The 24,527-nt window shown below is 57.0% G+C and carries 25 protein-coding genes; 18 read left to right on the forward strand and 7 right to left on the reverse strand.

Annotated elements, in window-relative coordinates; genetic code table 11:
* Positions 1-123: 123 nt before the first annotated feature.
* From upp to hda, 3 genes are all read left to right on the forward strand, one after another.
* On the forward strand, positions 124-750 hold the full coding sequence (upp, locus tag IBT54_RS15500) for a uracil phosphoribosyltransferase (protein WP_009088774.1): 627 nt from the start codon (positions 124-126) through the stop codon (positions 748-750).
* A gap of 145 nt (positions 751-895) precedes the next feature.
* Positions 896-2,179 carry a uracil permease gene (gene uraA, locus IBT54_RS15505; protein WP_033733504.1) on the forward strand — a complete coding sequence of 428 codons (1,284 nt, stop codon included), beginning with the start codon at positions 896-898 and terminating at the stop codon, positions 2,177-2,179.
* A gap of 107 nt (positions 2,180-2,286) precedes the next feature.
* Positions 2,287-2,988, forward strand: coding sequence for a DnaA inactivator Hda (gene hda / locus IBT54_RS15510; protein WP_195719715.1), 702 nt, complete (start codon positions 2,287-2,289; stop codon positions 2,986-2,988).
* On the opposite strand, the gene arsC is transcribed toward hda, so the two are convergent.
* Together arsC and IBT54_RS15520 are read right to left on the reverse strand one after the other, a co-directional pair.
* The gene (gene arsC, locus IBT54_RS15515; protein ID WP_095706808.1) at positions 2,985-3,326 is read right to left on the reverse strand and encodes an arsenate reductase (glutaredoxin); all 342 of its coding nucleotides are present in this window, start codon (positions 3,324-3,326) and stop codon (positions 2,985-2,987) included. The two genes, hda and arsC, sit on opposite strands and share 4 nt — an antisense overlap.
* Positions 3,327-3,370: 44 nt before the next feature.
* Positions 3,371-4,834 (reverse strand): M48 family metallopeptidase, encoded by a 1,464-nt coding sequence (locus IBT54_RS15520; protein WP_095706809.1) that lies wholly within the window; start codon positions 4,832-4,834, stop codon positions 3,371-3,373.
* Positions 4,835-5,588: 754 nt separating this feature from the next.
* Between IBT54_RS15520 and IBT54_RS15525 the strand changes: the two genes are divergently transcribed.
* From IBT54_RS15525 to IBT54_RS15565, 9 genes are all read left to right on the forward strand, one after another.
* Entirely contained in the window at positions 5,589-6,194 is a 606-nt protein-coding gene (locus IBT54_RS15525) for a DsrE family protein (protein WP_033783862.1), read from the forward strand.
* A 31-nt stretch (positions 6,195-6,225) separates the two neighbouring features.
* Positions 6,226-6,834, forward strand: a complete 609-nt coding sequence (locus IBT54_RS15530; protein ID WP_033733500.1) for a DsrE family protein — start codon at positions 6,226-6,228, stop codon at positions 6,832-6,834.
* 124 nt (positions 6,835-6,958) lie between these two features.
* Positions 6,959-7,981, forward strand: coding sequence for a LacI family DNA-binding transcriptional regulator (locus IBT54_RS15535; protein ID WP_201252425.1), 1,023 nt, complete (start codon positions 6,959-6,961; stop codon positions 7,979-7,981).
* Positions 7,965-8,987 (forward strand): ABC transporter substrate-binding protein, encoded by a 1,023-nt coding sequence (locus IBT54_RS15540; RefSeq protein WP_107320007.1) that lies wholly within the window; start codon positions 7,965-7,967, stop codon positions 8,985-8,987. Before IBT54_RS15535 ends, IBT54_RS15540 begins: the two co-directional genes overlap by 17 nt.
* The gene (locus IBT54_RS15545) at positions 8,987-9,862 is read left to right on the forward strand and encodes an ABC transporter permease (protein WP_013358693.1); all 876 of its coding nucleotides are present in this window, start codon (positions 8,987-8,989) and stop codon (positions 9,860-9,862) included. The genes IBT54_RS15540 and IBT54_RS15545 overlap by 1 nt, the downstream gene beginning before the upstream one ends.
* Positions 9,859-10,674 carry an ABC transporter permease gene (locus IBT54_RS15550; RefSeq protein ID WP_041457249.1) on the forward strand — a complete coding sequence of 272 codons (816 nt, stop codon included), beginning with the start codon at positions 9,859-9,861 and terminating at the stop codon, positions 10,672-10,674. The genes IBT54_RS15545 and IBT54_RS15550 overlap by 4 nt, the downstream gene beginning before the upstream one ends.
* Positions 10,671-11,654, forward strand: a complete 984-nt coding sequence (locus IBT54_RS15555; RefSeq protein WP_013358691.1) for an ABC transporter ATP-binding protein — start codon at positions 10,671-10,673, stop codon at positions 11,652-11,654. The genes IBT54_RS15550 and IBT54_RS15555 overlap by 4 nt, the downstream gene beginning before the upstream one ends.
* A gap of 10 nt (positions 11,655-11,664) precedes the next feature.
* A complete protein-coding gene (locus IBT54_RS15560; RefSeq protein ID WP_201252426.1) occupies positions 11,665-12,495 on the forward strand; it encodes a phosphodiesterase in 831 nt (276 codons plus the stop codon).
* A 161-nt stretch (positions 12,496-12,656) separates the two neighbouring features.
* Positions 12,657-14,222 (forward strand): sensor domain-containing diguanylate cyclase, encoded by a 1,566-nt coding sequence (locus tag IBT54_RS15565; RefSeq protein ID WP_013358689.1) that lies wholly within the window; start codon positions 12,657-12,659, stop codon positions 14,220-14,222.
* A gap of 107 nt (positions 14,223-14,329) precedes the next feature.
* Here IBT54_RS15565 and bcp read toward each other — a convergent pair whose 3' ends face one another.
* The gene (gene bcp / locus IBT54_RS15570) at positions 14,330-14,797 is read right to left on the reverse strand and encodes a thioredoxin-dependent thiol peroxidase (RefSeq protein ID WP_201252427.1); all 468 of its coding nucleotides are present in this window, start codon (positions 14,795-14,797) and stop codon (positions 14,330-14,332) included.
* Positions 14,798-14,948: 151 nt separating this feature from the next.
* Positions 14,949-15,530: a glycine cleavage system transcriptional repressor gene (locus IBT54_RS15575; RefSeq protein WP_041457018.1), complete on the reverse strand. Its 582-nt coding sequence runs from the start codon at positions 15,528-15,530 to the stop codon at positions 14,949-14,951.
* A gap of 143 nt (positions 15,531-15,673) precedes the next feature.
* Between IBT54_RS15575 and dapA the strand changes: the two genes are divergently transcribed.
* From dapA to ypfH, 6 genes are all read left to right on the forward strand, one after another.
* Positions 15,674-16,552 carry a 4-hydroxy-tetrahydrodipicolinate synthase gene (gene dapA / locus IBT54_RS15580; protein ID WP_010260008.1) on the forward strand — a complete coding sequence of 293 codons (879 nt, stop codon included), beginning with the start codon at positions 15,674-15,676 and terminating at the stop codon, positions 16,550-16,552.
* Positions 16,553-16,566: 14 nt separating this feature from the next.
* Positions 16,567-17,598: an outer membrane protein assembly factor BamC gene (bamC, locus tag IBT54_RS15585; protein ID WP_201252428.1), complete on the forward strand. Its 1,032-nt coding sequence runs from the start codon at positions 16,567-16,569 to the stop codon at positions 17,596-17,598.
* Positions 17,599-17,743: 145 nt separating this feature from the next.
* Positions 17,744-18,457 (forward strand): phosphoribosylaminoimidazolesuccinocarboxamide synthase, encoded by a 714-nt coding sequence (gene purC, locus IBT54_RS15590; protein ID WP_013358686.1) that lies wholly within the window; start codon positions 17,744-17,746, stop codon positions 18,455-18,457.
* Between the two features lie 141 nt (positions 18,458-18,598).
* The gene (locus IBT54_RS15595) at positions 18,599-19,465 is read left to right on the forward strand and encodes a neutral zinc metallopeptidase (protein ID WP_033733490.1); all 867 of its coding nucleotides are present in this window, start codon (positions 18,599-18,601) and stop codon (positions 19,463-19,465) included.
* A complete protein-coding gene (locus IBT54_RS15600) occupies positions 19,465-21,429 on the forward strand; it encodes a tRNA(Met) cytidine acetyltransferase TmcA (RefSeq protein WP_201252438.1) in 1,965 nt (654 codons plus the stop codon). Before IBT54_RS15595 ends, IBT54_RS15600 begins: the two co-directional genes overlap by 1 nt.
* Before the next feature lie 73 nt (positions 21,430-21,502).
* The gene (gene ypfH, locus IBT54_RS15605; RefSeq protein WP_201252429.1) at positions 21,503-22,183 is read left to right on the forward strand and encodes an esterase; all 681 of its coding nucleotides are present in this window, start codon (positions 21,503-21,505) and stop codon (positions 22,181-22,183) included.
* A gap of 268 nt (positions 22,184-22,451) precedes the next feature.
* On the opposite strand, the gene IBT54_RS15610 is transcribed toward ypfH, so the two are convergent.
* Genes IBT54_RS15610 through IBT54_RS15620 form a run of 3 tightly spaced genes read right to left on the reverse strand, consistent with a single transcriptional unit; the run spans position 22,452 to position 24,160 of the window.
* Positions 22,452-22,640, reverse strand: coding sequence for a YpfN family protein (locus IBT54_RS15610; RefSeq protein ID WP_003848800.1), 189 nt, complete (start codon positions 22,638-22,640; stop codon positions 22,452-22,454).
* 22 nt (positions 22,641-22,662) lie between these two features.
* Positions 22,663-23,790: a succinyl-diaminopimelate desuccinylase gene (gene dapE, locus IBT54_RS15615; protein ID WP_013358682.1), complete on the reverse strand. Its 1,128-nt coding sequence runs from the start codon at positions 23,788-23,790 to the stop codon at positions 22,663-22,665.
* A 1-nt stretch (position 23,791) separates the two neighbouring features.
* Positions 23,792-24,160, reverse strand: coding sequence for an ArsC family reductase (locus IBT54_RS15620; RefSeq protein WP_033733485.1), 369 nt, complete (start codon positions 24,158-24,160; stop codon positions 23,792-23,794).
* Positions 24,161-24,527 lie beyond the last annotated feature (367 nt).

A 24,527-nucleotide genomic window follows, 5' to 3' on the forward strand; every position in this document is an offset into this window, starting at 1 on the left:
TCATTAATCCTCTATTTGTCCCGGTAAAAGCCGCGGCTTTGCGCAAGACCAGGTGGCGCAGCGCGTAAAAGGCGGTATAATCCCGCGATTTTTTTTAGCTCAACTCACTCCGGGAGAACACCAATGAAGATCGTGGAAGTCAGACACCCGCTGGTCAAACATAAACTGGGCCTGATGCGTGAGCATGATATCAGTACAAAGCGTTTTCGCGAGCTGGCCTCTGAAGTGGGCAGCCTGCTGACCTACGAAGCGACCGCCGATCTGGAAACAGAGCGCGTCACCATTGAGGGCTGGAACGGCCCGGTAGAGATCGATCAGATCAAAGGCAAAAAAATCACGGTGGTCCCGATCCTGCGTGCCGGCCTGGGCATGATGGAAGGGGTGCTGGAACACGTTCCCAGCGCCCGTATCAGCGTGGTGGGTGTTTACCGTGATGAAGAGACGCTGGAGCCGGTTCCCTATTTCCAGAAGCTGGTCTCTAACATCGAAGAGCGCCTGGCGCTGGTGGTCGACCCGATGCTGGCGACCGGTGGCTCCATGATTGCTACTATCGACCTGCTGAAGAAAGCGGGCTGCACCAGCATCAAAGTGCTGGTTCTGGTTGCCGCACCAGAGGGGATTGCCGCACTGGAGAAAGCGCATCCTGACGTCGAGCTTTACACTGCGTCAGTGGATCAGGGACTGAACGAAAAGGGTTACATCATTCCCGGGCTCGGCGATGCCGGGGACAAGATTTTCGGAACCAAATAAATCGCACAGCCGACCAGAGAGTCGGCTTTTTTTTGACAAAAATAATGCCCCGAACGGATTCGGTCTGCCGCAAGGCGCACCGGCGTGCCTGCTACTGTGCCAGAGGCGCGAACCCACGGGGATACAAAACATAAGGGGATAAATGATGACTCGTCGCGCCATTGGCGTCAGTGAACGGCCGCCGTTACTGCAAACCATTCCACTCAGCCTGCAACACCTGTTTGCCATGTTTGGTGCCACGGTACTGGTGCCGATTCTGTTCCATATCAACCCGGCGACGGTGCTGTTGTTTAACGGCGTCGGCACACTGATTTATCTCTTTATCTGTAAAGGCAAAATTCCCGCCTACCTCGGTTCCAGTTTTGCCTTTATCTCGCCGGTGCTGCTGCTGTTGCCGCTGGGTTACGAGGTCGCGCTGGGCGGATTTATCCTGTGCGGCGTGCTGTTCTGTATCGTGGCGCTGATTGTGAAACGCGCGGGCACCGGCTGGCTCGACGTGATGTTTCCTCCGGCAGCGATGGGCGCGATTGTCGCCGTCATCGGTCTGGAGCTGGCGGGTGTCGCCGCCAATATGGCTGGCCTGCTGCCCGCTGAAGGCAGTGCGCCCGACAGCAAAACCGTGCTGATTTCGCTGGTCACGCTGGCGGTAACGGTCTTCGGTTCGGTACTGTTCCGTGGCTTCCTGGCGATTATCCCGATTCTGGTCGGTGTGGTGGCAGGCTATCTGCTCTCTGCCTTTATGGGCATCGTTGACTGGAGTGGCGTGGTGAAAGCCCCGTGGTTTGCCCTGCCAACCTTCTATACACCGCGTTTCGAGTGGGTGGCAATGCTCACGATTCTGCCTGCGGCGCTGGTGGTCATTGCCGAGCATATCGGTCATCTGGTGGTTACGGCCAACATCGTGAAGAAAGATCTGATTCGCGACCCTGGCCTGCATCGTTCGATGTTCGCTAACGGCTTATCCACCGTTATTTCTGGCTTCTTTGGTTCGACGCCGAATACGACCTACGGTGAAAACATCGGCGTGATGGCGATTACCCGCGTCTATAGCACCTGGGTGATTGGCGGTGCGGCGATTCTGGCGATTCTGCTCTCCTGCGTCGGCAAACTGGCGGCGGTGATCCAGGCGATCCCGGTGCCGGTGATGGGCGGCGTGTCGCTGCTGCTGTATGGCGTGATTGGCGCATCCGGTATCCGCGTGTTGATCGAATCCAAAGTCGATTACAACAAAGCGCAGAATCTGATCCTGACCTCGGTGATCCTGATCATCGGCGTCAGCGGGGCGAAGGTACATATCGGTGCGGCAGAGCTGAAAGGCATGGCGCTGGCGACGATCGTGGGTGTTGGCCTGGCGCTGATCTTCCGCGTGATCTCGCTGTTGCGTCCGGAAGAAGTGGTGCTGGAGGCTGAAGAACCGCGCGAACATTGATCGCAGCGCGCCTGACAGGATCGGGGCAGGGACGCCCCATTCATCTCTTTCTGAAAACTGTGTTAGACTTCCCCCGATTTTTTGCTTGTTCTCTTGCTGAGGTGCTTCTGAACACGCCGGCACAATTGTCATTGCCACTCTATTTACCCGACGATGAAACCTTCTCCAGCTTCTGGCCGGGGGAAAACCCGTCGCTGATTGCCGCACTCAAAGGCGCTCTCAACCAACAACATGGCAGCTATCTCTACTTCTGGTCACGCGAAGGCGGTGGGCGGAGCCATCTGCTGCACGCCGCGTGCGCTGAAATGTCCGCGCGCAGCGAAGCGGTCGGTTACGTTCCGCTGGATAAACGCACCTGGTTTGTGCCGGAAGTGCTGGAAGGAATGGAGCAGCTGTCACTGGTCTGCATCGATAACATCGAGTGCATTGCAGGCGAACCGGAGTGGGAGATGGCGATCTTCGATCTCTATAACCGCATTCTGGAAACCGGCAATACGCGCCTGTTTATTACCGGCGATCGTCCGCCACGTCAGCTGAATCTGCAGCTGCCCGATCTCGCCTCGCGGCTGGACTGGGGGCAGATCTATCGACTGCAGCCGCTCTCCGACGAAGACAAACTGCAGGCGCTGCAACTACGTGCCGGGTTACGTGGTTTTGAGCTGCCGGAAGATGTGGGTCGCTTCCTGCTGAAGCGACTGGATCGTGAAATGCGCACGCTGTTTGATACGCTGGATCGGCTTGATCGCGCCTCGATCAGCGCGCAGCGTAAACTCACTATTCCCTTCGTTAAAGAGACGCTCGGCCTTTAAATAATGTCGAGCACCGCTTCTGGCGGACGTCCGATCCGCGCTTTATCGCCATTGATCACAATCGGCCTTTCAATCAGCACCGGGTTTTCTACCAGCGCATCCAGCAGCGCACTTTCGTTTTTGTCGCCGAGTGCCAGCTCGCTGTAGATCGCCTCTTTGGTACGCATCAACTCTCGTGCACTCTGCATCCCCAGTTTCTGTAGCAGAATTTGCAGCGTCTCGCGATCGGGCGGCGTCTGCAGATAGAGCACCACTTCCGGCTCAATGCCGCGGACGTTCAGCAGCGCCAGCGTTTCGCGGCTCTTGCTGCAGCGCGGGTTGTGGTAAATCGTCACCATTTAAGACTCTCCTTTTATTTTTGGCATGTCAGCTACGTCGTTTCTCAGCCTTTCTGATACTGCTTAAAGCGCTGCTGCAACTGGCGCAGCTGATCGATACGGGCATCGTAGCGCGCCTGCTTCAGGCTGCCGAGTGGCACCTGTGCGCTGGCGCTGCCTAACGCGGTGATGGCCTGATCAAGCTGGCCATTCAGCGCCAGGCTCTCAGCCCGTGCAGATAACTCTTCATCATTCAGTCCCTGCTGTGCAGAAGCCTGTGCCAGTAAATCCCAGCCGTTGGGATCGTCTTTATTGGCCCAGGTATAGCGGTTCAGAATACGGCTGGCACTGGCATACTGCTTCGCTTCCACGTAGGCGTTCGCCAGGTTGAGCTGCACTACCGGGCTGTTTTTGGCACCGGTTGCGGCGGTGAGCAGGGCGATCGCCTGCTGTGGCTGGTTCAGGCCGATGTCGATGTCCGACATGATATCCAGGAACCAGATATTATTAGGCTGTTTCGCCAGCAGTGGCGTCATAATCCGCTTCGCATCGGCATAGCTCTTCGCCTGTAAAAACTGTATGGCTTTGCCATATTGTGACGCCAGCTGTTCACGGGCATTGCCGCTGGCATACTGACTCAGCAGTTCGTCAGTGAGCTGATTACGCCCGGTGGCGTACATCCCCAGCGCACGTACCTTCGCCAGGTAAAAATCTTCAGTGGACTGCACGACGACCGGGCGCATCTGGTTAGCACGATTGCGGGCATCCGCCAGACGGCTGTCGGGCAGGGGGTGCGTCAGCAGAATTTCAGGTGGCTTGGAGGAGAAGCGGCTCTGATCGGCCAGCTTCTGCAGAAAATTTGGCATCGCCTGGGGATCGAATCCGGCGCGCTGCAGCACCTGAATGCCGATGCGGTCAGCCTCCTGCTCATTGCCCTGCGTAAAGCTGATAATCCCCTGCTGCGTACCCGCCAGGGTGCCAGTCAGTGCGGCCATACCCGCCTGCGGACTCGCCATCGCCAGCAGTATCGAGCCCAGCGCACCGACCCAGGTGAGTGGGGCATTGCGCTTCTGATCTTCCATGGCGCGCGCCAGATGGCGCTGGGTGACGTGTGATATCTCATGCGCCATCACGGATGCCAGCTGACTTTCATTTTCGGTAAAGCGGAACAGCGCTGAGTGCAGCACCACATTGCCACCGAAGAAGGCAAAGGCGTTGAGCTCATCGTTCTGAATCAGAAAGAAGTGGAACGGGGTTTTGACGGAGTCAGCATGCGAGACCAGCCGCTGCCCCAGCTGATTAATATACTGATTAAGCAGCGGATCGTTGATCAGCGGCGCACTGGCACGCAGCTGGCGCACATAGAAGTCGCCCATCTGCAGTTCCTGATTAATCGACAGCGTCGAACCGGCCGTGGTGCCAATATCGGGAAGTGAATCACTGACATCGGCCATGGCAGGTGTCAGAGTGGTAAAAATGAGCGTCGGGAGGAGCGCGGCGATCAGCGTTTTCTTTAACCGGTTCAACATGCCTTAATCCTGTAGAGAGGCCCTGAAAATGGACAGGTGCGCAGCGGGAATGTTCCATTTTTCGCAGATAACGGCGGTTCGGGACTATCTTAACCAGAGCATCAAAAGAAAGAAATGTCGTTTTCTGGCCAGTGCCTGGCGTAATTTGTGCAAGATCGCAGATTTTGACGAAAAAAACTGAACATCCCGCCAACTTAAACCGCAGTTAAACGAAAAAAATCCGGCGAGGTTTTCCCGGGGTCCTGAGCCGCTAATTTGCCACTTATCTGTTTATTCCCGTCGTGCTTCGACCGAATAAAGCAGAATCTGCTGGCAGACATCCGGAACCGTAATCGTTCTTTTTTTAAAGTTATGTAAATTCAATCAGAAAAACTGAATATGGCACGCGTTTTTCCAGGTCTACTCTGAAAAAACAGCCCGCGCTGAGCTGCAAAATGTTTCTGCACTATTGATTAATTAAATCGTATCGCCTGCAACACTCTTCCTGATTCCAGCTAAGCCTGGCTGTTATTTTTTCGTCTCAACTTAACTGCAAGAGATTAAATTCGTGATAGTCAGATCCACTGCGACTAAGACCCTTTTTTTTGCATGATGAAAATCTTCGATTAATTATCTGAGTGAATAATTTCATCGGTTATCAATAGCGCGTTGACCTGAATTTACAGAAGCGAGAATTAAACCTGCGCTGTGGTATAGATAGCCGACCTGATTCAGCCCTGAATCTGACAGACATTATTTGCCGGAGAGAAGTGTTATGCGTTCAGTTGTTTCATACGCGTTAATCGCCATTATTGGCGGCGTCGTTGGCGCGGCTGTCACACAGAGTGGCGATATTTACGACAAAGTGACACGTCATTTTGCAACCGAGCCACAGGAAGCGCCTGGATTCTGGAGTACCCCGGCGATTGAAGGTTACGGCAAAATTCATTACGAGCCTGATGCTGCGTTTAAACCGGTGGCGGGCCTGAGCAACAAAATTGTTTTCCAGATTACCCGCAGCGACGGCGCGATGACCGCACCGAATCTGGGACTGGAGCGTGTGGCGCGCGTGGTGAATTTGTATATCGCCTCTGGCGTGCCGGCCGACCAGCTGAAGTTTGTGGTTTCGGTCACCGGTGACGCAACGCCTGCCATGCTGGATAACGCCCATTTCAAACAGTTTTATGGCATCGAAAATCCAAACCTGAAGCTGATTGATGAGCTGAATCAGGCGGGAGTGAAAGTCTCGGTCTGCGATCAGTCCGTGGCATTCCATCACTATCCGAATAACTGGATTGATAAATCAGTCATCCATGCGCTTTCCAGTCCAACCACCGTATCAACCCTGCAAAACCAGGGGTACGCGTGGCTGGCAATGTAATTGATGTTTTAAACGACCGGGAGAAGAGTGAATGCGTCCAGCAGCGTTAGTAGTGATGGCAGCCGTAGCAGGATTTATCGGAGGCAATGTTTTACAGTTGCCGGAATTATTCGATAAGGTCAGCGGAAAAATGGCAGATAATAAATCTGAGCCCGCTGATTTCTGGAGTACGCCTGCGATTGAAGGCTACGGCAAAATACATTATGTCGATACTCCGGCATTTAAACCCGGCACCACTGCGGGTCTGAGTAATAAAATTGTTTTCCAGATTAACCACAATGACGGCGATATTCGTAAGCCGAATCTGGGCCTGGAGCGTGTGGCACGTGTCACCAACCTCTATTATGCGGCGGGTGTGCCGCTCGACCAGCTGAAATTTGTGGTGTCGATCAACGGCGACGCGGTGTCGTCAGCGCTGAATAACGACCAGTTCAGCAAAGCCTACGGCGTGGATAACCCGAACCTGAAGCTGATCAGCGAACTGAAAAAAGCGGGCGTTCAGGTCACTATCTGTGATCAATCTGTGGCGTTTCATCAGCTCGATCGCAACTGGATCGATCCGATGGTCACCCACACTATCTCCAGCGGCACCACCGTTGCCACGCTGGAAAACAGCGGTTACGCCTTCCTGATGCTTTAATTCCCCGCAGCGGCGTCACTGCCGCTGTCACCTGCCGGTCATGTTACCGTGATGCGCCTGTCATATAACGCCGCTAGTTTACGTCGCAATGAGATCGATCTCATCGACGATAAACGAGGCAGTGATGACAGATTTAATCAGCTTAGCCCGACTGGCAGGGGTCTCCCGCGCAACCGCCGCGCGCGCCTTCTCTGATCCTCATCTGCTGAAACCAGGCACGCTGCAAAAGGTGCTTGCCGCCTCTGAACAGATCGGTTTTCGCCCGAATCATATTGCCCGTCAGCTCCGCACTCAACACTCCACCACGCTTGGCGTACTGCTGCCTTCACTGCTTAATCCGGTTTTTGCCCTGCAACTGCAGGCGATGGAGCAGCAGGCCCGTCAGGCTGGGTATGCGCTGCTGGTGGCAACCAGTGATTATCAGGCTGAGCGGGAAGCGGCCATTGTCGAACATATGCTGCACCAGCGTGTCGCCGGTCTGGTTCTGACGGTGGCAGACGCCGACCGCAGTGCGCTGCTGCCGACGCTGGCGGCAGCAAAGATGCCCTTCGTGCTGACCCACAACGTGCCGCAACAGCATGACTGGCCCGCGCTGTGCGTCGACAACCGTAAAGCGATGGCGGAAGCGACTGCCCATCTTATCACTCTCGGCCACCGCCACATCGTGATGGCTGCTGGACCTATGCAGCAATCTGACCGTGCGCGTCTGCGCTACCTCGGCTACTGCGAGGCGATGCAGCAGGCCGGTCTGACGCCGCGGGCGATGATTGAGATGCCCAGCCATATTCAGTCCGACTTCCGGCTGCTGCTGCCCCTGATGAATGCTCCTTCGCCGCTGACCGCCGTGATTTGCAGTAACGATCTGCTGGCTATCAGCCTGCTGGGGGCGGCTGCGCGTGCCGGTGTCAGCGTACCGAATCAATTGTCAGTCATCGGCTTCGACGGCATTGAGCTGGGTGAACAGCTTTCACCGTCACTGGCCAGCGTGGTGCAGCCGATTGCGCTGATGGGCACGCGCGCCATCGATCTGCTTCTGAATCCGGGCGGCAAAACCCACTTGCTGGCCCATCATTTACGGCTCGGGGAGAGTATCGCCCCGGCATTTCATGGTTCTATTTCAGGGAAACATCATGTCACTCAACCTTAATATCAGACAGGTCGCCAGCGCTGCGCTGCTGGCCGGATGCTCGCTTACCAGTTCGTGGGCGCAGGCGGCGGAAAATGCCATCTGCTATAACTGCCCGCCAGAGTGGGCCGACTGGGCCACGCAGCTTCAGGCGATTGAAAAAGCGACCGGCATCCATGTGCCGCAGGATAATAAAAACTCAGGTCAGGCACTGGCGCAGCTGGTGGCGGAGAAAAACAATCCGGTCGCCGACGTGGTCTATTACGGCGTCAGCTTTGGTATTCAGGCCGTCAGTGCCGACGTGGTCAGTGCTTATAAACCGGCTAACTGGGATGAGATTCCGGCAGGCATGAAAGATCCCAATGGCAAGTGGGTGGCGTTGCACTCCGGGACCATGGGCTTTATGGTTAATGTCGATGCGCTGGGTGACGCGCCGGTGCCGCGCGCCTGGGATGATCTGCTGAAGCCGGAATATAAAGGCATGGTGGGCTATCTCGATCCGGCCAGCGCCTTTGTAGGCTATGTCGCAGCGGTCGCGGTGAATCAGGCCAAAGGCGGCAGCCTGCATGACTTCACCCCGGCGATAAACTGGTTTAAGGCGCTGCAGCGCAATCAGCCAATTGTGCCTAAGCAGACCGCCTATGCGCGGCTGATTTCGGGCGAAATCCCGATTCTGATCGACTATGACTTCAACGCCTATCGCGCCCGCTACAAAGATCACGCCAACGTTGAGTTTGTGATCCCGAGCGAGGGAACAGTCACAGTGCCGTACGTCATCAGCCTGGTGAAGAATGCGCCGCATCCGGCCAACGGTAAGAAAGTGATTGATTTCGTGCTGTCTGATGCCGGTCAGGCTATCTGGGCCAATGCCTGGCTGCGTCCGGTGCGGGCGGGAGCGATGTCACCCGAGGCGAAAAAATATTTCCTGCCTGACAGCGATTATGCGCGCGCCCACACGGTCGATTATCAGCAGATGGCCGATGCGCAGAAGGGCTTCTCCGCGCGTTATCTGAGTGAGATTCGCTGATGTCACTGTCAGAAATTAACCTGTCTGCCGCTGGCGGGCCGGTTCGCCAGCGGCTCCGGCCGCTGGGGGCGAACTGGCCGTGGATGCTGCTGCCTGCGCTGCTCTTCTTTGCGGCCTTCTGGCTACTGCCGTTTGCCCGCCTGTTGCAGATCGGCATGACGGAGGATCGTACCACGCACCACAGCGGCTACTGGACAGTTATCAGTCAGCCGCAGTATCTGCAAAGCCTGCTGAACACCGTGCTGCTCTCGGCGGCGGTCACGCTGGTGACGTTGCTGATTGCGGCGGTAGTCGGCTGCTTTCTGGCGCGGCAGCGCTTTACCGGGCGCGGCACGCTGCTGGCACTGCTGACCTTCCCGCTGGCTTTTCCGGGCGTGGTGGTGGGATTTCTGATGGTGATGCTGGCGGGGCGTCAGGGTGTGCTGGCGCAACTCAGCCTCAGCCTGTTTCATGAGCGCTGGGTTTTCGCCTATTCGCTCAGCGGCTTATTCATTGGCTATCTCTATTTTTCGCTGCCGCGCGCCATCGTGACATTGGTGGCGGCGAGTGAGAAGCTGGATCGATCGCTGGAGGAGGCGGCCCGTTCGCTGGGAGCCAGCCAGTGGCGCATCATCATCGACGTGATCATTCCGGGGCTGAAACCAGCGCTGCTCTCCTGTGGCGCGCTCTGTTTCGCCACCAGCATGGGGGCTTTTGGCACCGCCTTTACCCTGGGCACAGAGCTGGCCGTGCTGCCGCTGACCATTTACGGCGAGTTCACTAATTACGCCAACTTTGCCACCGCGGCGGCACTCTCGGTGGTGATGGGCGCGGTGGCCTGGCTGGCGCTGATGCTGGCTAATGGGCTTGCATGCCGGAAGGCGCGTTCATCATGAAGCGCCGGGGTCTGTTCTGGCTGCAGGTGGCGATCACCAGCCTCACCGCGCTGTTTATGATCGTGCCGGTGGTGCTCTCAATGCTGGCGGGCGTCACGCAGAACTACTTCGCGGGCCTGCGCAGCGGGCTGACGCTGAAGTGGGTGGAGCAGGTATGGCAGATGTATGCCGACACCTTCTGGCTGTCGCTGCTGATCGCCCTGAGCTGTCTGGCGGTGACGGTCATCGTGGGTGTGCCCGCCGCCTGGGGCTTACTGAAGTCACCGTCACGCTGGGCCTCACGCATTGAGGAGTGCCTGATGCTGCCGGTTGCGTTGCCGGGCCTCGCAACCGCGCTGGGTATCATTCTGCTTTATGGTCAGTTCAGCGCACTGCGCGACAGCTGGCTCTTCATCCTGATCGGCCATGTGCTTTTTACGCTGCCCTTTATGATCCGACCGGTGCTGTCGGTAATGCAGGCGATTGATCTGCCGCGGCTGGAAGAGGCCGCCGCGAGCCTGGGGGCGAGCTTCTGGCGTCGCTTCTTTACCGTGGTCGTCCCGAACTGTCGCAATGGCATTCTGGCGGGTGCGTTTATGGTGATTACGCTGTCGGTAGGGGAGTTCAACATCACCTGGATGCTGCACACGCCCCTGACCAAAACCCTGCCTGTCGGGCTGGCCGACAGCTACACCTCGATGCGGCTGGAAGTCGGATCCGCCTACACCCTGATTTTTATCATGATGATTTTACCGCTGCTGCTATTGCTCAACGCCTGTAATCACTGGCTGGAACGGCAATCAGGGCGGCAGCAGAGAGAGGAAACTCTATGAAAGAGGCCGTCAACGTGACGCTGCGCCACTGCTCGCGTCGCTTCAATCAGCAGGTCGCGCTGCATCCGCTCGATCTGCGGGTCCACGCCGGAGAAACGCTGGTGCTGCTGGGGCCATCCGGCTGCGGAAAAACCACACTGTTGCGTATCATTAGCGGTCTGGAAAGCAGCGATGCGCCAGGAGAAGTCTGGTTTGATCAGCGGAACGTTACCGCGCTGCCGATTGAGAAACGCAGCGTTGGCATGGTGTTCCAGAACTACGCGCTGTTCCCGACGCTCAACGTGGCGCAGAACGTCGCCTATGGCCTGAAGGTGCAGGGCGTGCCGCGAGCCGAACGTGAGGCGCGGGTGGCAGAGATGCTGGCGCTGGTGGATCTGACGCATCTGTCACATCGCGCGATAGATAAATTGTCCGGCGGGCAGAAGCAGCGGGTGGCACTGGCTCGCGCGCTGGCCGCCCGGCCTAAAGTGCTGCTGTTTGATGAGCCGCTGGCGGCGCTTGATGCCAGGCTGCGCGATCGACTGCGGCTGGAGATCGGCGCACTGCTCAAGCGGCTGGCGATCACTGCCGTTTACGTCACGCACGATCAGCAGGAGGCGATGGCGCTGGGCGATCGCATCGCGGTGATGGAGCAGGGCCGTCTGGTGCAGCTCGATACGCCGCAGGGCATCTATCAGCGCCCGGCCTCCCGTTTTGTGGCCGACTTTGTGGGTGCCATTAACTGCATTGCGCACGATCCCCATGGTCAGCCCCTGCGTTTTTGCCGCCCGGAAGATGTGCTGCTGGCCGACGACACGCGCTATCCCCAGCGCGGCGTAGTGGTGGGCAGCACCTTCCTCGGCGCTTCGCAGCGCTTACTGATCGATATCGGACTGGATAGCCCCATTCAGGTAGAGCGTCATGCGCGCGAAATCTGGCAGGCCGGGCAGCGCATCAGCTGGTCACTGACCAGCCTGGCCGCGCTGGAATTCAGTTCCTAAGGAGTCTGTTGTGTCTGTTCAACCTACGATGATCGCCCAAATCAGCGATCTGCATATCAAGGCCCATGGCCGCCTCTCTTACAAACAGGTCGATACCTATGCGGCATTACTGCAGGTTATCGACACCCTTAATGCGCTGCAGCCGCGTCCCGATGTGGTGGTGATTACCGGCGACCTGGTCGATTTTGGCCGGGCGGAAGAGTACCAGACGCTGCGGGAAGCCCTGCAACGCCTGCAATTGCCGTTTTACCTGATGGCGGGCAATCACGACGACCGCGAGGCGCTGCGTGCCGCTTTCCCGGATCACGCCTATCTGCAGGCGGGACCCACCCTGAACTGGCAGCTTCGCGTCGGCGACGTCAGGCTGCTGGCGCTGGACTCCAGCGTACCGCAACAGCCGTGGGGAGAGCTGGATGAACCCCAGCTGCAATGGCTGGATCAGGCACTGAGCGCGGCTGCCGATCAGCCCACGCTGGTAATGCTGCATCATCCTCCTTTTGCCTGTGGCATTGCCCATATGGACCGGCAACGATTACGTCATCCGGAGGCCCTTGAGGCGATCATCGCCCGCCATCCGCAGGTTGAGCGGGTGCTCTGCGGTCATCTGCATCGCAGTCTGCAGGCCCGCTTTGCCGGCACGCTGGCCTGTGTTGCGCCAGGCGTGTCGCATCAGGTGGCGCTGGATCTGCATCCCGACGGGCCGGCTCACTTTATTCTGGAGCCGCCCGGCTTTTTGCTGCATTGCTGGCAACCCGGGCAGGGAATAGTCTCGCATCAGTGTGCGATTGGCCGCTTTTCGGGACCCTGGCCTTTTTACGATAGTCAGGGATTAATCGATTAGTGCCGGTCAAATCTGGATTCTCAGGCGTGAAATTTGTCTTAATGCTGCTCAAAAATGCCGACACCGTGTAGACTTAAGCCCGGATATCAGGGCTTCTGGCACACATTAAAAAAATAATCAGGCATTGACGACATGACATTTATCTCCGCGGCGGCGACGCCATGTTAAAGCTCTTTCGGCCCAAGGCCGATTTGCGCAATCTGATCGCCCTGCTGGTGATTGTCAGCATTGTTATCACGCTCGCGAATACGCTTTACGCCACCTGGCGGGTTCAACGCCAGGTGCTGATTGACACCACGCTTGAGGCCAATCGCGCCTACGCCGCCAAACTGGCCTCAACCAGTGAGATTTTCTTTCAGCTGGCGCAGTCACAGCTGCACTACAGCGCTAATCAGCTCAGCCGCGACTTTAATAATGAGGCGCTGCTGGAAAGCGAAGTCAGCCGCCTGCGCGAGCAGACCAGCAGTTTCAACTCAGTGGCGATAGTGGATGCGCAGGGCGTGATCAAGGCGATTTCGCCTGAGTCGCTGACCCTGAAAGGCATGCACCTGACCAGCGACGCCTCACGGGAAGCGCTGACCCTGCGGCAGCCGAGCATCAGTAAACCCACGCTCTCTGCCGCCAACAATCTGCTGGTGTTTATCTCCTGGCCCGTCTGGAGTGCCGATGGCGACTACCTGGGCTACATCGGCGGCACCATCTATCTGAAGAAAAAAAGCATTCTGAATGCGCTGCTGGGTGAGCAATTTTACCGGGATGGCACCACGGTCTATGTGCTCGACAGCAATAATGAGGTGTTGTATCACCAGAACCGGCAGCTGGTGGGTAAAACGCTGCCGGCCATCGTCAGTCCGCGTGACGAGCAGACCAATGGCTCGCTGATGCTTGCCGGTCCGGGTGAGTCAGCTCAACTGGCGGGCTTTGCGATCGTGCCGACTACCGGCTGGACGGTGGTGGCTCTGAAGCCGATTAACGTCACGCTGGATCCGCTGTCGGGCCTGTTAATGAAAGTCCTGAAAAATTCGGTGCCGTTCGCGCTGCTGACTCTGCTGGTGGCCGTGGTGCTGGCGCGGCTGATCGCCCGGCCACTCTTCCAGCTGGCCCGCAAAGCCAGCCGGATGGATGCGCAGGGGGTATCAAAAGAGATTGGTGGTATCACCGCCTGGTATTTTGAGGCGGCTCAGGTCAAACGTGCACTGCTCACCGGTATTGGTCTGGTGCAGGACAAAATTGGCCGTCTTAGCTCGGAAGCGCAGACCGATCCACTGACCCAGTTGCTGAATCGCCGTGGTCTGAATGCGGTGCTGGAGTATTACCGCACCCTGCGCCAGCCTTTCTCGGTGCTGGCTCTGGATATCGACCACTTTAAAAACGTCAACGACAGCTGGGGTCATGATGTCGGTGACCGGGTGATTCAGCAGGTGGCGAGCACGCTGCGTGCCAGCGCCCGTCAGTCTGATGTGGTATGTCGCAACGGCGGAGAGGAATTTCTGATGCTGCTGCCGGGCACGGCCCTGGATGAGGCACAGATCATCGCGGAGCGCGTACGGCTGGGTATTGCCGAAGCCTGGCTCACGGATGTAGGACGAATTACCTTGTCTATTGGCGTTGCAGCATGGAACGGCACCCAGGATGCCGGGCTGGAAACGAGTCTGAAACAGGCGGATGCCGCGCTCTACGCGGCGAAAAATGCCGGGCGAAACTGCGTGATCGTCGCCACAGCTTAATCGCACGACTTAATCGCACAAAGAGTAGATGTTTTTTTACGGCAGGCAAGCGTGAAGGGAAAGAAGATAAGCAGGGCGCGGTGGTCGGGCTACCGCGCCCCTCAACATCAGGCTGACTTAACGTAATCCAGCACCATGTCGTGGTGATTCGAGGTCTTAAAGTTATCAAACACTTTCTCGATCCTGCCCTCAGCATCGATCAGGAAGCTGATGCGATGAATACCGTCATAGGTTTTCCCCATAAAGGTTTTTTCACCCCAGACGCCAAACGCCTGGCAGACTTCATGATTTTCATCTGACAGCAGCGTGAAGTTCAGCAGCTCTTTTTCGACAAACTTTGATAGTTTTTCCGGTTTGTCGGTGCTGATACCCAGGACTTCCACGCCCGCTTTTTTCAACTCATCCATGTTGTCACGCAGACCGCACGCCTGCACGGTGCAGCCTGGCGTCATCGCTTTCGGGTAGAAGTACACCAGAACGCGCTGTCCCTGGAAGTCGGTCAGATTCACGTGTTCGCCGTCCTGGTCGGGCAGGCTAAATGCAGGTGCAGTATCTGCGGCTTTCAGTGGATTCATCACATCTCTCCATTTTCTTATTCAGGCTGTGGGTAATACACCATCTGGCCCGAAACGACCAGAGGGAATATGACCATCAGGGGGTATTTCACCACATAGCCGATCACGCGTCAGGCATGTGGAGAAATAACTCCGGTTTATTAACTAAAGCTTAGCGTACCGCGCTGACTGATTCGCTATTGGCAGCGTCAGACACACTGTAGAGACGCAGTGTTCCCTGGGCATTCAGCTCCTGACACAGGTTATTAAAAGCCTGCTCAAAAGTGGTGCCACTGGTTCGTGTCGGACTGTGGGCGGTCATTTGAATATAGAGCGTTGGTGGCAAATCGTGTTGCGCGGGTGTGATGCGCGACACCAGTTCGGCCACGTTCATCTGATGCTTATCAATAAGATCGGTAAAGCGTTCAATAATATGCGGCGAGTCGGCCACTTCAACCTGAATGAACGCGGTATCGGGCATCGGCGGACGAACCCCGGCGTTGGTGCGCTTCATGACGATCAGCAGCTCCAGCTCTGCGCCTTTCAGCGGCAGCGTCGATTCAATCAGCGTAATCGCGTTCCAGCTGCCTGACAGCAGCATGATAAAGGTGAATTCATCCCCAAGCATGGCAAGACGGCTATCTTCAATATTGCAACCGCAGCTGCTGACGTGTCGGGTAATCGTATTGACGATACCCGGACGGTCAACACCGAGCGCGGTGATCACCAGATGATGGGGCTGAGATTGCGGCAAAATGGCTTTTCCTCTGCTTTCGCTAATAACCATAAGGTAAACATAAAAAAAACTGCTGACAAGCGCGGGAATGGCGTGGCTTGCTTGCTTTTCCCTAAGTGTAAAACGTACCATGAAGCACTTGTTTGTCGAGGGGATCGCCAATGTTTACGGGAAGTATTGTTGCACTCGTTACGCCAATGGATGACAGCGGTAATGTCTGCCGGTCGAGTCTGAAAAAACTGATTGATTATCACGTCGCCAGCGGCACCGCGGCGATCGTTTCCGTCGGCACCACAGGCGAATCTGCAACCCTGAGCCATGAAGAACATGGTGATGTGGTGATGCTGACCCTGGAACTGGCCGATGGCCGGATTCCGGTGATTGCCGGAACCGGTGCCAATGCCACCGCTGAAGGCATCTCTCTGACGAAGCGTTTTGAAAATTCCGGCGTGGTGGGCTGTCTGACTGTGACGCCATACTATAACCGCCCCACGCAGGAAGGGCTGTTCCAGCACTTTAAAGCGATTGCGAATAGCACCAGCCTGCCGCAGATGCTGTATAACGTTCCCTCGCGTACCGGCTGTGACATGCTGCCGGAAACCGTTGCCCGTCTGGCCGAAATTAAAAATATTATCGGAATCAAAGAGGCAACCGGGAACTTATCGCGGGTTAGTCAGATCCAAGAGCTGGTTAATGAAGACTTTATTCTGGTGAGTGGCGATGACGCGACTGCGCTGGACTTTATGCAACTGGGCGGCAAAGGCGTCATTTCGGTGACCGCCAATGTGGCTGCACGTGAAATGGTCGAGCTGTGTCAACTCGCACAGCAGGGCAATTTCGTTGAGGCACGCCGCCTGAATCAGCGTCTGATGCACCTGCACCAGACGCTTTTCTGTGAACCCAATCCTATCCCGGTGAAATGGGCTGCGAAACAGCTAGGATTAATCGCTAACGACACGCTGCGTCTGCCAATGACGCCACTGACTGCAGCCGGCCAGCCGAAAGTGGAGCAGGCGCTGGTGAAAGCGGGTTTGCGATAATTTAGGGAGTTTGAATGAATTACTCAGTAAAGCGGTCAACAGTAGCCACAGTAGTCGGGCTTTCTACTCTGATGCTGTTGTCGGCCTGTTCAAGCGATCAGCGTTATAAGCGCCAGGTCAGCGGTGACGAATCTTATCTTGAAGCCAGCCAGTTAAGTGAACTGAAAGCGCCAGCCGGTATGATCCTGCCGGTTCAGCGTGGTGACTATGATGTGCCGCGCACCAGCAGCCAGGCACCCACCGGTAAGCAGCTTGACATTCGTCCGCCAGCTCAGCCGCTGGCGCTGATGAACGGGACGCGCGCGCAGTTCAGCAATAATACCGGTGCGCTGATGATCGATAACAGCCGTGGTTCAGTCTGGTCACGGATCGTTAACGTCGTTGAGTCAAACAAATTCCCGATTGCTTCACGTAACGATGCCGGTCAGCAGCTGACAACCGACTGGGTGCAGTGGAACCGTGCTGATGAAGATCAGCAGTATCGTGGCCGCTATCAGATCAGCGTGCAGTCGCAGAGCTATCAGCAGCAGCTTACCGTGCGTCTGCTGGAGCTGCAGCAGGATGGTAAAACCATTACGTCACCTGTGCAGATCCAGCGTTACACCGCGCAGATGCTGAATGAAATCAGCACCGGTCTGGACAAAATTGATACCGCCAGTGAAAACGCGGCATCAGGCCGGGTAAGTGGCGCTATTGATGTGCAGAGCGGCGCAGATGACACCGGTCTGCCAATGCTGATCCTGCGTACGCCATACAACGTGGCATGGCAGCGTCTGCCAGATGCGATGAAGCGCGTCGGGATGGAAGTGACCGATACCACCCGCTCAACCGGCAGCATGAAGGTGACCTACAAGTCACCGGGCAGCAGCGACTGGGATGCAGTCGGTGCAAAAGATCCGGAATTACCAAACGGTGATTACAAAGTGCAGGTCGGCGATCTCGACAACCGTACCAGTCTGCAATTCATCGACCCGAAAGGGCATGTGCTGACCCAGTCGCAGAACGATGCGCTGGTGGCCGTGTTCCAGGCGGCGCTTAACAAATAAAGTTGCCTCAGGCCGGAGATTCTCCGGCCTTTTTATTTTGTTTTTGGCATAATAGCGCGCGGCGAAGTAAACGATTGCGTCAAGGCAATCGCCGCAGCGGCACTGGTCGCTGAACACCCGTTATTTCAAGTCTGGAGTGAACAAGATGCAAAAGCGAGCTGAGTTGTATCGCGGTAAAGCGAAAACCGTATACAGCACCGATAACCCGGATCTGCTGATACTCGAATTCCGCAACGATACGTCAGCAGGTGATGGCGCCCGAATCGAGCAGTTTGATCGCAAGGGGATGGTTAACAACAAGTTTAACCACTTCATCATGACCAAATTGCAGGAAGCAGGTATCCCGACCCAGATGGAAGCGCTGCTGTCCGATACCGAAGCGCTGGTGAAGAAGCTGGAGATGGTGCCGGTCGAGTGCGTGGTGCGTAACCGTGCTGCAGGCTCGCTGGTAAAGCGTCTGGGCGTGGAAGAGGGCATTGTGCTCAATCCACCGCTGTTTGATCTTTTCCTGAAAGATGATGCAAAGCACGACCCGATGGTCAACGAATCCTACTGCGAAACCTTTGGCTGGGTCAGCAAACAGAACCTGGCGCGGATGCAGGAGCTGACCTTTAAAGCCAACGACGTGCTGAGCAAACTGTTCGACGATGCGGGCCTGATTCTGGTCGACTTCAAACTGGAATTTGGTCTGTTTAACGGCGAGGTGACGCTGGGCGATGAGTTTTCACCAGACGGTGCGCGCCTGTGGGACAAAGAGACGCTGGATAAAATGGACAAAGACCGTTTCCGTCAGAGCCTGGGCGGCGTGGTTGAAGCCTATGAAGCGGTGGCACAGCGATTGGGCGTAAAACTCGACTGAGTTTGTCTTTAGCGCACAAAGAAAGCACAAAGAAAGAGGAGAGCCCCGGCTCTCCTCTTTTCATTTCAGGGTAAAGCTGGTGATTGCTCCGTCACGCAACTAAAATCATGCCATCTGAAAAAATGACTGAGGGAATACAGCATGCGCTGGCAAGGGCGTCGCGAAAGCGACAATGTAGAGGACCGTCGCGATCAATCGTCCGGTTTAGGTGGCGGAGGCCGCCAGATTCGTCTGCCGCGTGGCAAAGGCGGTATCGTGTTGCTGATCGTGGTGGCAGTCGCCGGTTATTACGGATATGACCTGACCGGACTGCTGACGGGGGGTGACGTCGCACCGACCAGCCAGCAGCAACAGCGCAGCGTCAGTGCCAATGATGACGAGGCCGCGAAATTCACGAAAGTGATTCTGGCCACCACGGAAGACACCTGGGGCAAGCTCTTCCAGCAGATGAACAAACAGTATGTGGCGCCGAAGCTGGTGATGTATCGCGGTGCAACCCGCACCGGCTGCGGAACCGGGCAGTCGGTGATGGGACCGTTCTACTGTCCTGCCGATCAGACTGTCTATATTGACCTCTCTTTCTATGACGAGATGAAAACTAAGCTGGGCGCAGGCGGTGACTTCGCTCAGGGCTACGTCGTCGCGCATGAAGTGGGCCATCATGTCCAGAAACTGCTGGGCATTGAGCCGAAAGTGCGTGAAATGCAGCAGGGTGCCAGCGAAAAGCAGGTGAATCAGCTCTCCGTCAAAATGGAACTGCAGGCGGACTGTTTTGCCGGTGTCTGGGGACACTACATGCAGAAGGAAAACATCCTTGAAGCAGGCGATCTGCAGGAAGCGCTGAATGCCGCTGAGGCGATTGGCGATGACCGTCTGCAGCAGAAAGGCCAGGGCCGCGTCGTGCCGGACAGCTTCACCCACGGCACCTCTGAGCAGCGCTACACCTGGTTTAAGCGCGGGTTTGATGGTGGCGATCCAGGACAGTGCAACACCTTCGCCAGCAACTGATGATCCCAACGCAGCTTATGCAACAGGCCGGTGCGCGTCGTCTGGCAGTCATCAGCGGCGACCCGGCCTGGTGCTTAGATCGGGCTGCGGCATGGCGTGAAGCGTTGCCAGGCGACTGGCTGGCGCTGAGTCCGGCGCCGCTATTCTCTGACGAGTCAGCTTTGCACAGGCAGCCTGGCGCGGTTCGCACGCTGCTGGGACGCGAATTCCATCATGCGATATTCGACGCCCGCCAGGGCTTTCATGCGGAGGCTTTCGCGGCGCTGGCCGGTACGCTCACCGCCGGAAGCTGGCTGCTGCTGCTGGTCCCATCCTGGCAAGCGTGGTCGCAACAGCCTGACAGCGACAGCCTGCGCTGGGCGGACGTCGCTGAACCCATCGCAACACCTCATTTTGTTCACCACCTGCAACAGCTGATCCTGGCGGATGACCAGGTGCTGCTGGAGCGGCAGCATCAGCCCTGCTGTTTTCCGGCACAGCGTGACTGGCCGCAGTGGCACTGTCAGGCTCCGCAACAGCAGCAGGCGATACTCGATCAGCTGATGATGCTGCCCTCGGGTGTCGCTGTGCTGACCGCTGCCCGTGGACGGGGTAAATCGGCCCTGGCGGGTATGCTGGCCCGGCAGAACAGACATTGTCTGGTAACGGCACCGGCCAAAGCCTCAACAGAGGTGCTGGCCACCTTTGCCGGGGAGCACTTTCACTTTATGGCACCCGATGCGCTGCTGGCGCTGGAGACGCCGCCACCGGCGGACTGGCTGATTGTAGATGAAGCCGCGGCGATTCCGGCACCGCTGCTGCAGGCGCTGGTCAGCCGCTATCCCCACGTATTGCTCACCACTACCGTACAGGGCTACGAAGGGAGTGGACGCGGCTTTATCCTTAAATTCTGCGCCGGGCTTGCAGATGCACACTATTTCACGCTGGATGAGCCGTTGCGCTGGTCACGTTTCGATCCGCTGGAGCAGTGGCTGAACCAGGCGCTGCTGTTTGACGATGCCACCGCCGCTGCGCCCGATACTCCGGCAACACCGCACCGTATTGAACGTCATGATTTCAGCGCGCTGGAAGCCGCTTATCGTCTGCTCACCAGCGCGCACTACCGCACGTCGCCGCTTGATCTGCGCCGCCTGCTGGATGCACCCGGTATGCAGCTGTGGCGGGCGGGAGATACAACCGTGTTACAGGGTGCGCTCTGGCTGGTTGAGGAGGGCGGTCTTGAACCTGAGCTGGCGCAGGCGGTCTGGGCGGGTACCCGGCGACCGCGTGGCAATCTGGTTGCACAGTCGCTGGCAGCGCATGCCGGTCTGGCTGAAGCGGCAATCCTGCGCTCACAGCGCATCAGCCGGATTGCCGTGGCGGCGGAGAGCCGTCGTCGGGGAACCGGACAGCAGCTTGTTGCGGCGGCGGCTGATGCGGCTGCCGATCACGACTACCTCTCTGTCAGCTTCGGCTACACTGAATCACTCTGGGCGTTCTGGCGCGCCTGCGGTTTTACCCTGGTAAGAATTGGTAGTCAGCGCGAAGCCAGCAGCGGCTGCTACGCAGCGATGGCGATATTGCCCTGTTCTGCTGCGGGTGAGGCACTGACGCGCCGGGCGGCAGAGCAGCTGGCGCGTGACTGGTCGCGGTTGCGGCAGCATATCGCGCTGGACCTGCAGTTTGATCAGACCACAGATGACGGATTGACTGCTCAGGATAGCCATCTGGCCGTCGGTTTTGCCTGGGCGCAGCGGCCACTGGAGGCGAGTCTGCCAGTGTTGCAGCGTCTGGCAGAGGCCAGTGCCGTCTCCGTACCGCTGCTGGCCGCCGCGGTTGCTGCACCTGATGCGCTAAGCGACCTGGCCCGGCAGACGGGCTTAAGCGGCCGCAAGGCGTTAATAGCTAAGCTGCGTCAGCAGGCGGCTTCAGCCCTCGAAAGTTTGGGCGTTACTGCGGACGCGCTGCACCGTCCGTTGAAATAATTCGACCATCTGCCTCAAATTATCCTCATATCATTTTGTGCCAGGCGGCGTAGAGTGAACACAGGAGGTCAACATGACACTGAAATATGTAATCGTTCAACAACCTGCCACCACCGCACAGCTGTTTCTGCTCTACCATGGCGTTGGCGATAATCCGGATTCAATGGGCGAGATTGGCAACTGGTTTGCGAAAACCTTTCCCGACGCGCTGGTGGTCTCCGTTGGCTCACCCGGCGCGGGTCGTCAGTGGTTCGGCGAAACCGACCTGCACGATCAGACTATCCAGCAGCGGGTAAATGCGGTAATGCCGCAGTTTTTTGAGTCGGTGCGTCACTGGCAGAAAAAGAGCGGCGTGCGGCCCGAAGCGACAGCCTTAGTCGGCTTTTCGCAGGGCGGCAGTATGGTGCTGGAAGGCGTCAAAGCGCATCCGGATCTGGCGGGGCGCGCAGTGGTCTTTAATGGCCGGTTTGTTACCCTGCCAGAGAAAGCGAGCACCCGTACTACGATTCACCTGATCCACGGTGATTATGATGAGCAGATCCCGATGTACCATGCGCAGCAGGCGGAGCAGCGGCTGACCGCCTGCGGTGGCGACGTCACGCTGGATATCGTTGACGATTTGGCGCACGCCATCGATCACCGCAGCATGGAACTGGCGCTGAATCATCTGCGCTATACGGTGCCAAAACGCTATTTTGATGAGGCGTTAAGCGGCGCAAAACCGGGTGATGATGACGTTATCGCAATGATGTAAAAAAGCCCCTGCATAGCAGGGGCTTCTGACTAATGACATAACCAAATCAGGTTGAATCTGACAGCGACGAATAAACCCGAAGCGCAGGGAACACGGTCAGAAGAGGAAAGCGTCCCGCGCCATGGAAGGCGCGGGCCGAGCGTGTCATGGATGACAGCTTTTGCGTCTTTCCGATCTGACCGTGTTCCTTGTGCCAACTCGGTTTGATCGCCACCGAGCCGGACTTTAACAACATATTCAAACCCCTGCATAGCAGGGGCTTTTTCGTTTACTTCTTCTTCGGCCAGTTGTCGTCGTCATCCCACTTATCGTTGAAATCACGATGCGGCGGCAGGTCAGGTTTGTTATCCATAAATTTTTTGTGATCGATGCGTTTCAGATCTTTATAAACGTTCATCAGCACGCCAACCATCAGCAGGATCACCAGGATCCACCAGTAATCTTTAATAAATTCCATTTGATGCTCCTTAACATCGCCGTCAGGCGATCAGTTGTTCCATGATGCGCTGGTACATCCGGCTCAGCATCTGCAGGTCGGAGGCTTTCACACACTCATTGATTTTGTGAATGGTGGCATTCACCGGCCCCAGCTCCACCACCTGCGCCCCCATCCGGGCGATAAACCGGCCGTCGGAGGTGCCGCCTGTAGTCAGCAGCTGCGGCTTAATTTCATTATAGTGCGCCACAGCTTTCACGACGGCATCCACCAGCTTACCGCGCGAGGTCAGGAAGGGCTGACCCGAGAGTTTCCACTCGATGGTGTAACGCAGCTGGTGACGATCCAGCAGTTCCGCGACCCGCTGGCGGATCATCTCATCGGTGAGTTCGGTGCTGAAGCGGAAGTTAAACTGCACAAACAGCTCGCCGGGGATCACATTGTTGCTGCCGGTGCCCGCCTGGACATTCGCAATCTGCATGCTGGTAGCCGGGAAGAACTCATTTCCCTGATCCCACTCCGTCGCGACCAGCTCCGTCAGCGCAGGCATCGCCCGGTGAACCGGGTTATCCGCCAGATGCGGATAGGCGACGTGGCCCTGCACACCGTGCACCGTCAGGTTGGCGGTAATTGAGCCGCGTCGGCCATTCTTCACCACGTCACCGACGACTTCCGTGCTGGACGGCTCGCCGACCAGGCAATAGTCAAGCCTTTCACGGCGCGCCATCAGCCGTTCAACCACTTTAACCGTGCCGTTAGTCCCGCTGGCCTCTTCATCCGAGGTAATCATGAAGGCGAGGCGGCCCCGGTGATTGGGACGCACCGCCACAAAACGTTCGGCGGCCACTACCATGGCTGCCAGTGACCCTTTCATGTCAGCCGCACCACGGCCAAACAGCATGCCATCGCGGATCGTCGGTTCAAAGGGCGGGTTAATCCAGCGGCTGGCATCGCCAGGCGGCACCACATCGGTATGACCGGCAAACGCCAGCGTTTCACCTTCGCCACGGGTGGCCCAGAAATTCAGTGTGTCGTCGATGTTCATCGTTTCAATCTTAAAGCCAATGGCTTCAAGACGGGCGATCAGCAGAGCCTGACATCCGGCATCATCGGGGCTGAGAGAGGGGCGACGAATAAGCTGCTGCGTCAGCTCAATGACCGGGCAAAACATATTATGACTTCTCCTGAATAGCATTCTGATAGGTGGCTTCGCTGAAACCGGCGAGCAGGGAGCCATCCGGAGCACGCAACAGCGGACGCTTAATCATGGCGGGATGCGCCAGCATCAGCGCTTTGGCGCTGCTGGCATCGTTAACCGCTTCACGATCAGCTTCGGGCAGTTTACGCCAGGTCGTGCCGCGTGTGTTAAGCAGGGCTTCATAGCCCAGCGCATCGATAAATTCCTGCAGCAGGGCATCGCTCAGGCCATCGGCACGGTAGTCGTGAAAGTGATAATCAACGCCTGCATCTGTCAAAAAGCGCCGGGCTTTTTTTATGGTGTCGCAATTTTTAATCCCGAACATCACCCACTGCGTGCTCATTACCCGATCCTTATTATCCTGTGAAAAGAGAAAGCTGAAAAAAGCAGCCAAAGCGCGAGTTTAGCATAGTGTGATCGGTTGCGGCATCCGCGCTGGCGCGGGAATCAGTCCGGATATCATGCGCGCCGTGTCGTTATTTCGTTGCGGGTAACCGCTATCAATTTCGCAGGCAATTATTACCCTGCTTATCGCTGCGTGCTTAAGAATTTCGCCATGTTGATAAAATAGTCTACCGCTGGGCTTAAAATAAATTATCTTCAATCAGGTTAAGGGGTTGCTGAAATGTGCGTCAGCTTCCAGAATCAGCAACATTCATGTTTTTATAGTCTCTGCCGATAGAGTTAACAGGTGTAAACGTATTCACCTG

The organism is Pantoea sp. S62 (assembly GCF_016658625.1).
Lineage (GTDB): Bacteria > Pseudomonadota > Gammaproteobacteria > Enterobacterales > Enterobacteriaceae > Pantoea > Pantoea vagans.

Excerpts from the sequence above, each read along its gene's own strand:
- upp (WP_009088774.1), top strand. The coding sequence starts at position 124 with ATGAAGATCGTGGAAGTCAGACACCCGCTGGTCAAACATAAACTGGGC.
- uraA (WP_033733504.1), top strand. The coding sequence starts at position 896 with ATGACTCGTCGCGCCATTGGCGTCAGTGAACGGCCGCCGTTACTGCAA.
- arsC (WP_095706808.1), bottom strand. The coding sequence starts at position 3,326 with ATGGTGACGATTTACCACAACCCGCGCTGCAGCAAGAGCCGCGAAACG.
- IBT54_RS15520 (WP_095706809.1), bottom strand. The coding sequence starts at position 4,834 with ATGTTGAACCGGTTAAAGAAAACGCTGATCGCCGCGCTCCTCCCGACG.
- IBT54_RS15525 (WP_033783862.1), top strand. The coding sequence starts at position 5,589 with ATGCGTTCAGTTGTTTCATACGCGTTAATCGCCATTATTGGCGGCGTC.
- IBT54_RS15530 (WP_033733500.1), top strand. The coding sequence starts at position 6,226 with ATGCGTCCAGCAGCGTTAGTAGTGATGGCAGCCGTAGCAGGATTTATC.
- IBT54_RS15535 (WP_201252425.1), top strand. The coding sequence starts at position 6,959 with ATGACAGATTTAATCAGCTTAGCCCGACTGGCAGGGGTCTCCCGCGCA.
- IBT54_RS15540 (WP_107320007.1), top strand. The coding sequence starts at position 7,965 with ATGTCACTCAACCTTAATATCAGACAGGTCGCCAGCGCTGCGCTGCTG.
- IBT54_RS15545 (WP_013358693.1), top strand. The coding sequence starts at position 8,987 with ATGTCACTGTCAGAAATTAACCTGTCTGCCGCTGGCGGGCCGGTTCGC.
- IBT54_RS15550 (WP_041457249.1), top strand. The coding sequence starts at position 9,859 with ATGAAGCGCCGGGGTCTGTTCTGGCTGCAGGTGGCGATCACCAGCCTC.
- IBT54_RS15555 (WP_013358691.1), top strand. The coding sequence starts at position 10,671 with ATGAAAGAGGCCGTCAACGTGACGCTGCGCCACTGCTCGCGTCGCTTC.
- IBT54_RS15565 (WP_013358689.1), top strand. The coding sequence starts at position 12,657 with ATGTTAAAGCTCTTTCGGCCCAAGGCCGATTTGCGCAATCTGATCGCC.
- bcp (WP_201252427.1), bottom strand. The coding sequence starts at position 14,797 with ATGAATCCACTGAAAGCCGCAGATACTGCACCTGCATTTAGCCTGCCC.
- dapA (WP_010260008.1), top strand. The coding sequence starts at position 15,674 with ATGTTTACGGGAAGTATTGTTGCACTCGTTACGCCAATGGATGACAGC.
- bamC (WP_201252428.1), top strand. The coding sequence starts at position 16,567 with ATGAATTACTCAGTAAAGCGGTCAACAGTAGCCACAGTAGTCGGGCTT.
- purC (WP_013358686.1), top strand. The coding sequence starts at position 17,744 with ATGCAAAAGCGAGCTGAGTTGTATCGCGGTAAAGCGAAAACCGTATAC.
- IBT54_RS15595 (WP_033733490.1), top strand. The coding sequence starts at position 18,599 with ATGCGCTGGCAAGGGCGTCGCGAAAGCGACAATGTAGAGGACCGTCGC.
- IBT54_RS15600 (WP_201252438.1), top strand. The coding sequence starts at position 19,465 with ATGATCCCAACGCAGCTTATGCAACAGGCCGGTGCGCGTCGTCTGGCA.
- ypfH (WP_201252429.1), top strand. The coding sequence starts at position 21,503 with ATGACACTGAAATATGTAATCGTTCAACAACCTGCCACCACCGCACAG.
- IBT54_RS15610 (WP_003848800.1), bottom strand. The coding sequence starts at position 22,640 with ATGGAATTTATTAAAGATTACTGGTGGATCCTGGTGATCCTGCTGATG.
- dapE (WP_013358682.1), bottom strand. The coding sequence starts at position 23,790 with ATGTTTTGCCCGGTCATTGAGCTGACGCAGCAGCTTATTCGTCGCCCC.
- IBT54_RS15620 (WP_033733485.1), bottom strand. The coding sequence starts at position 24,160 with ATGAGCACGCAGTGGGTGATGTTCGGGATTAAAAATTGCGACACCATA.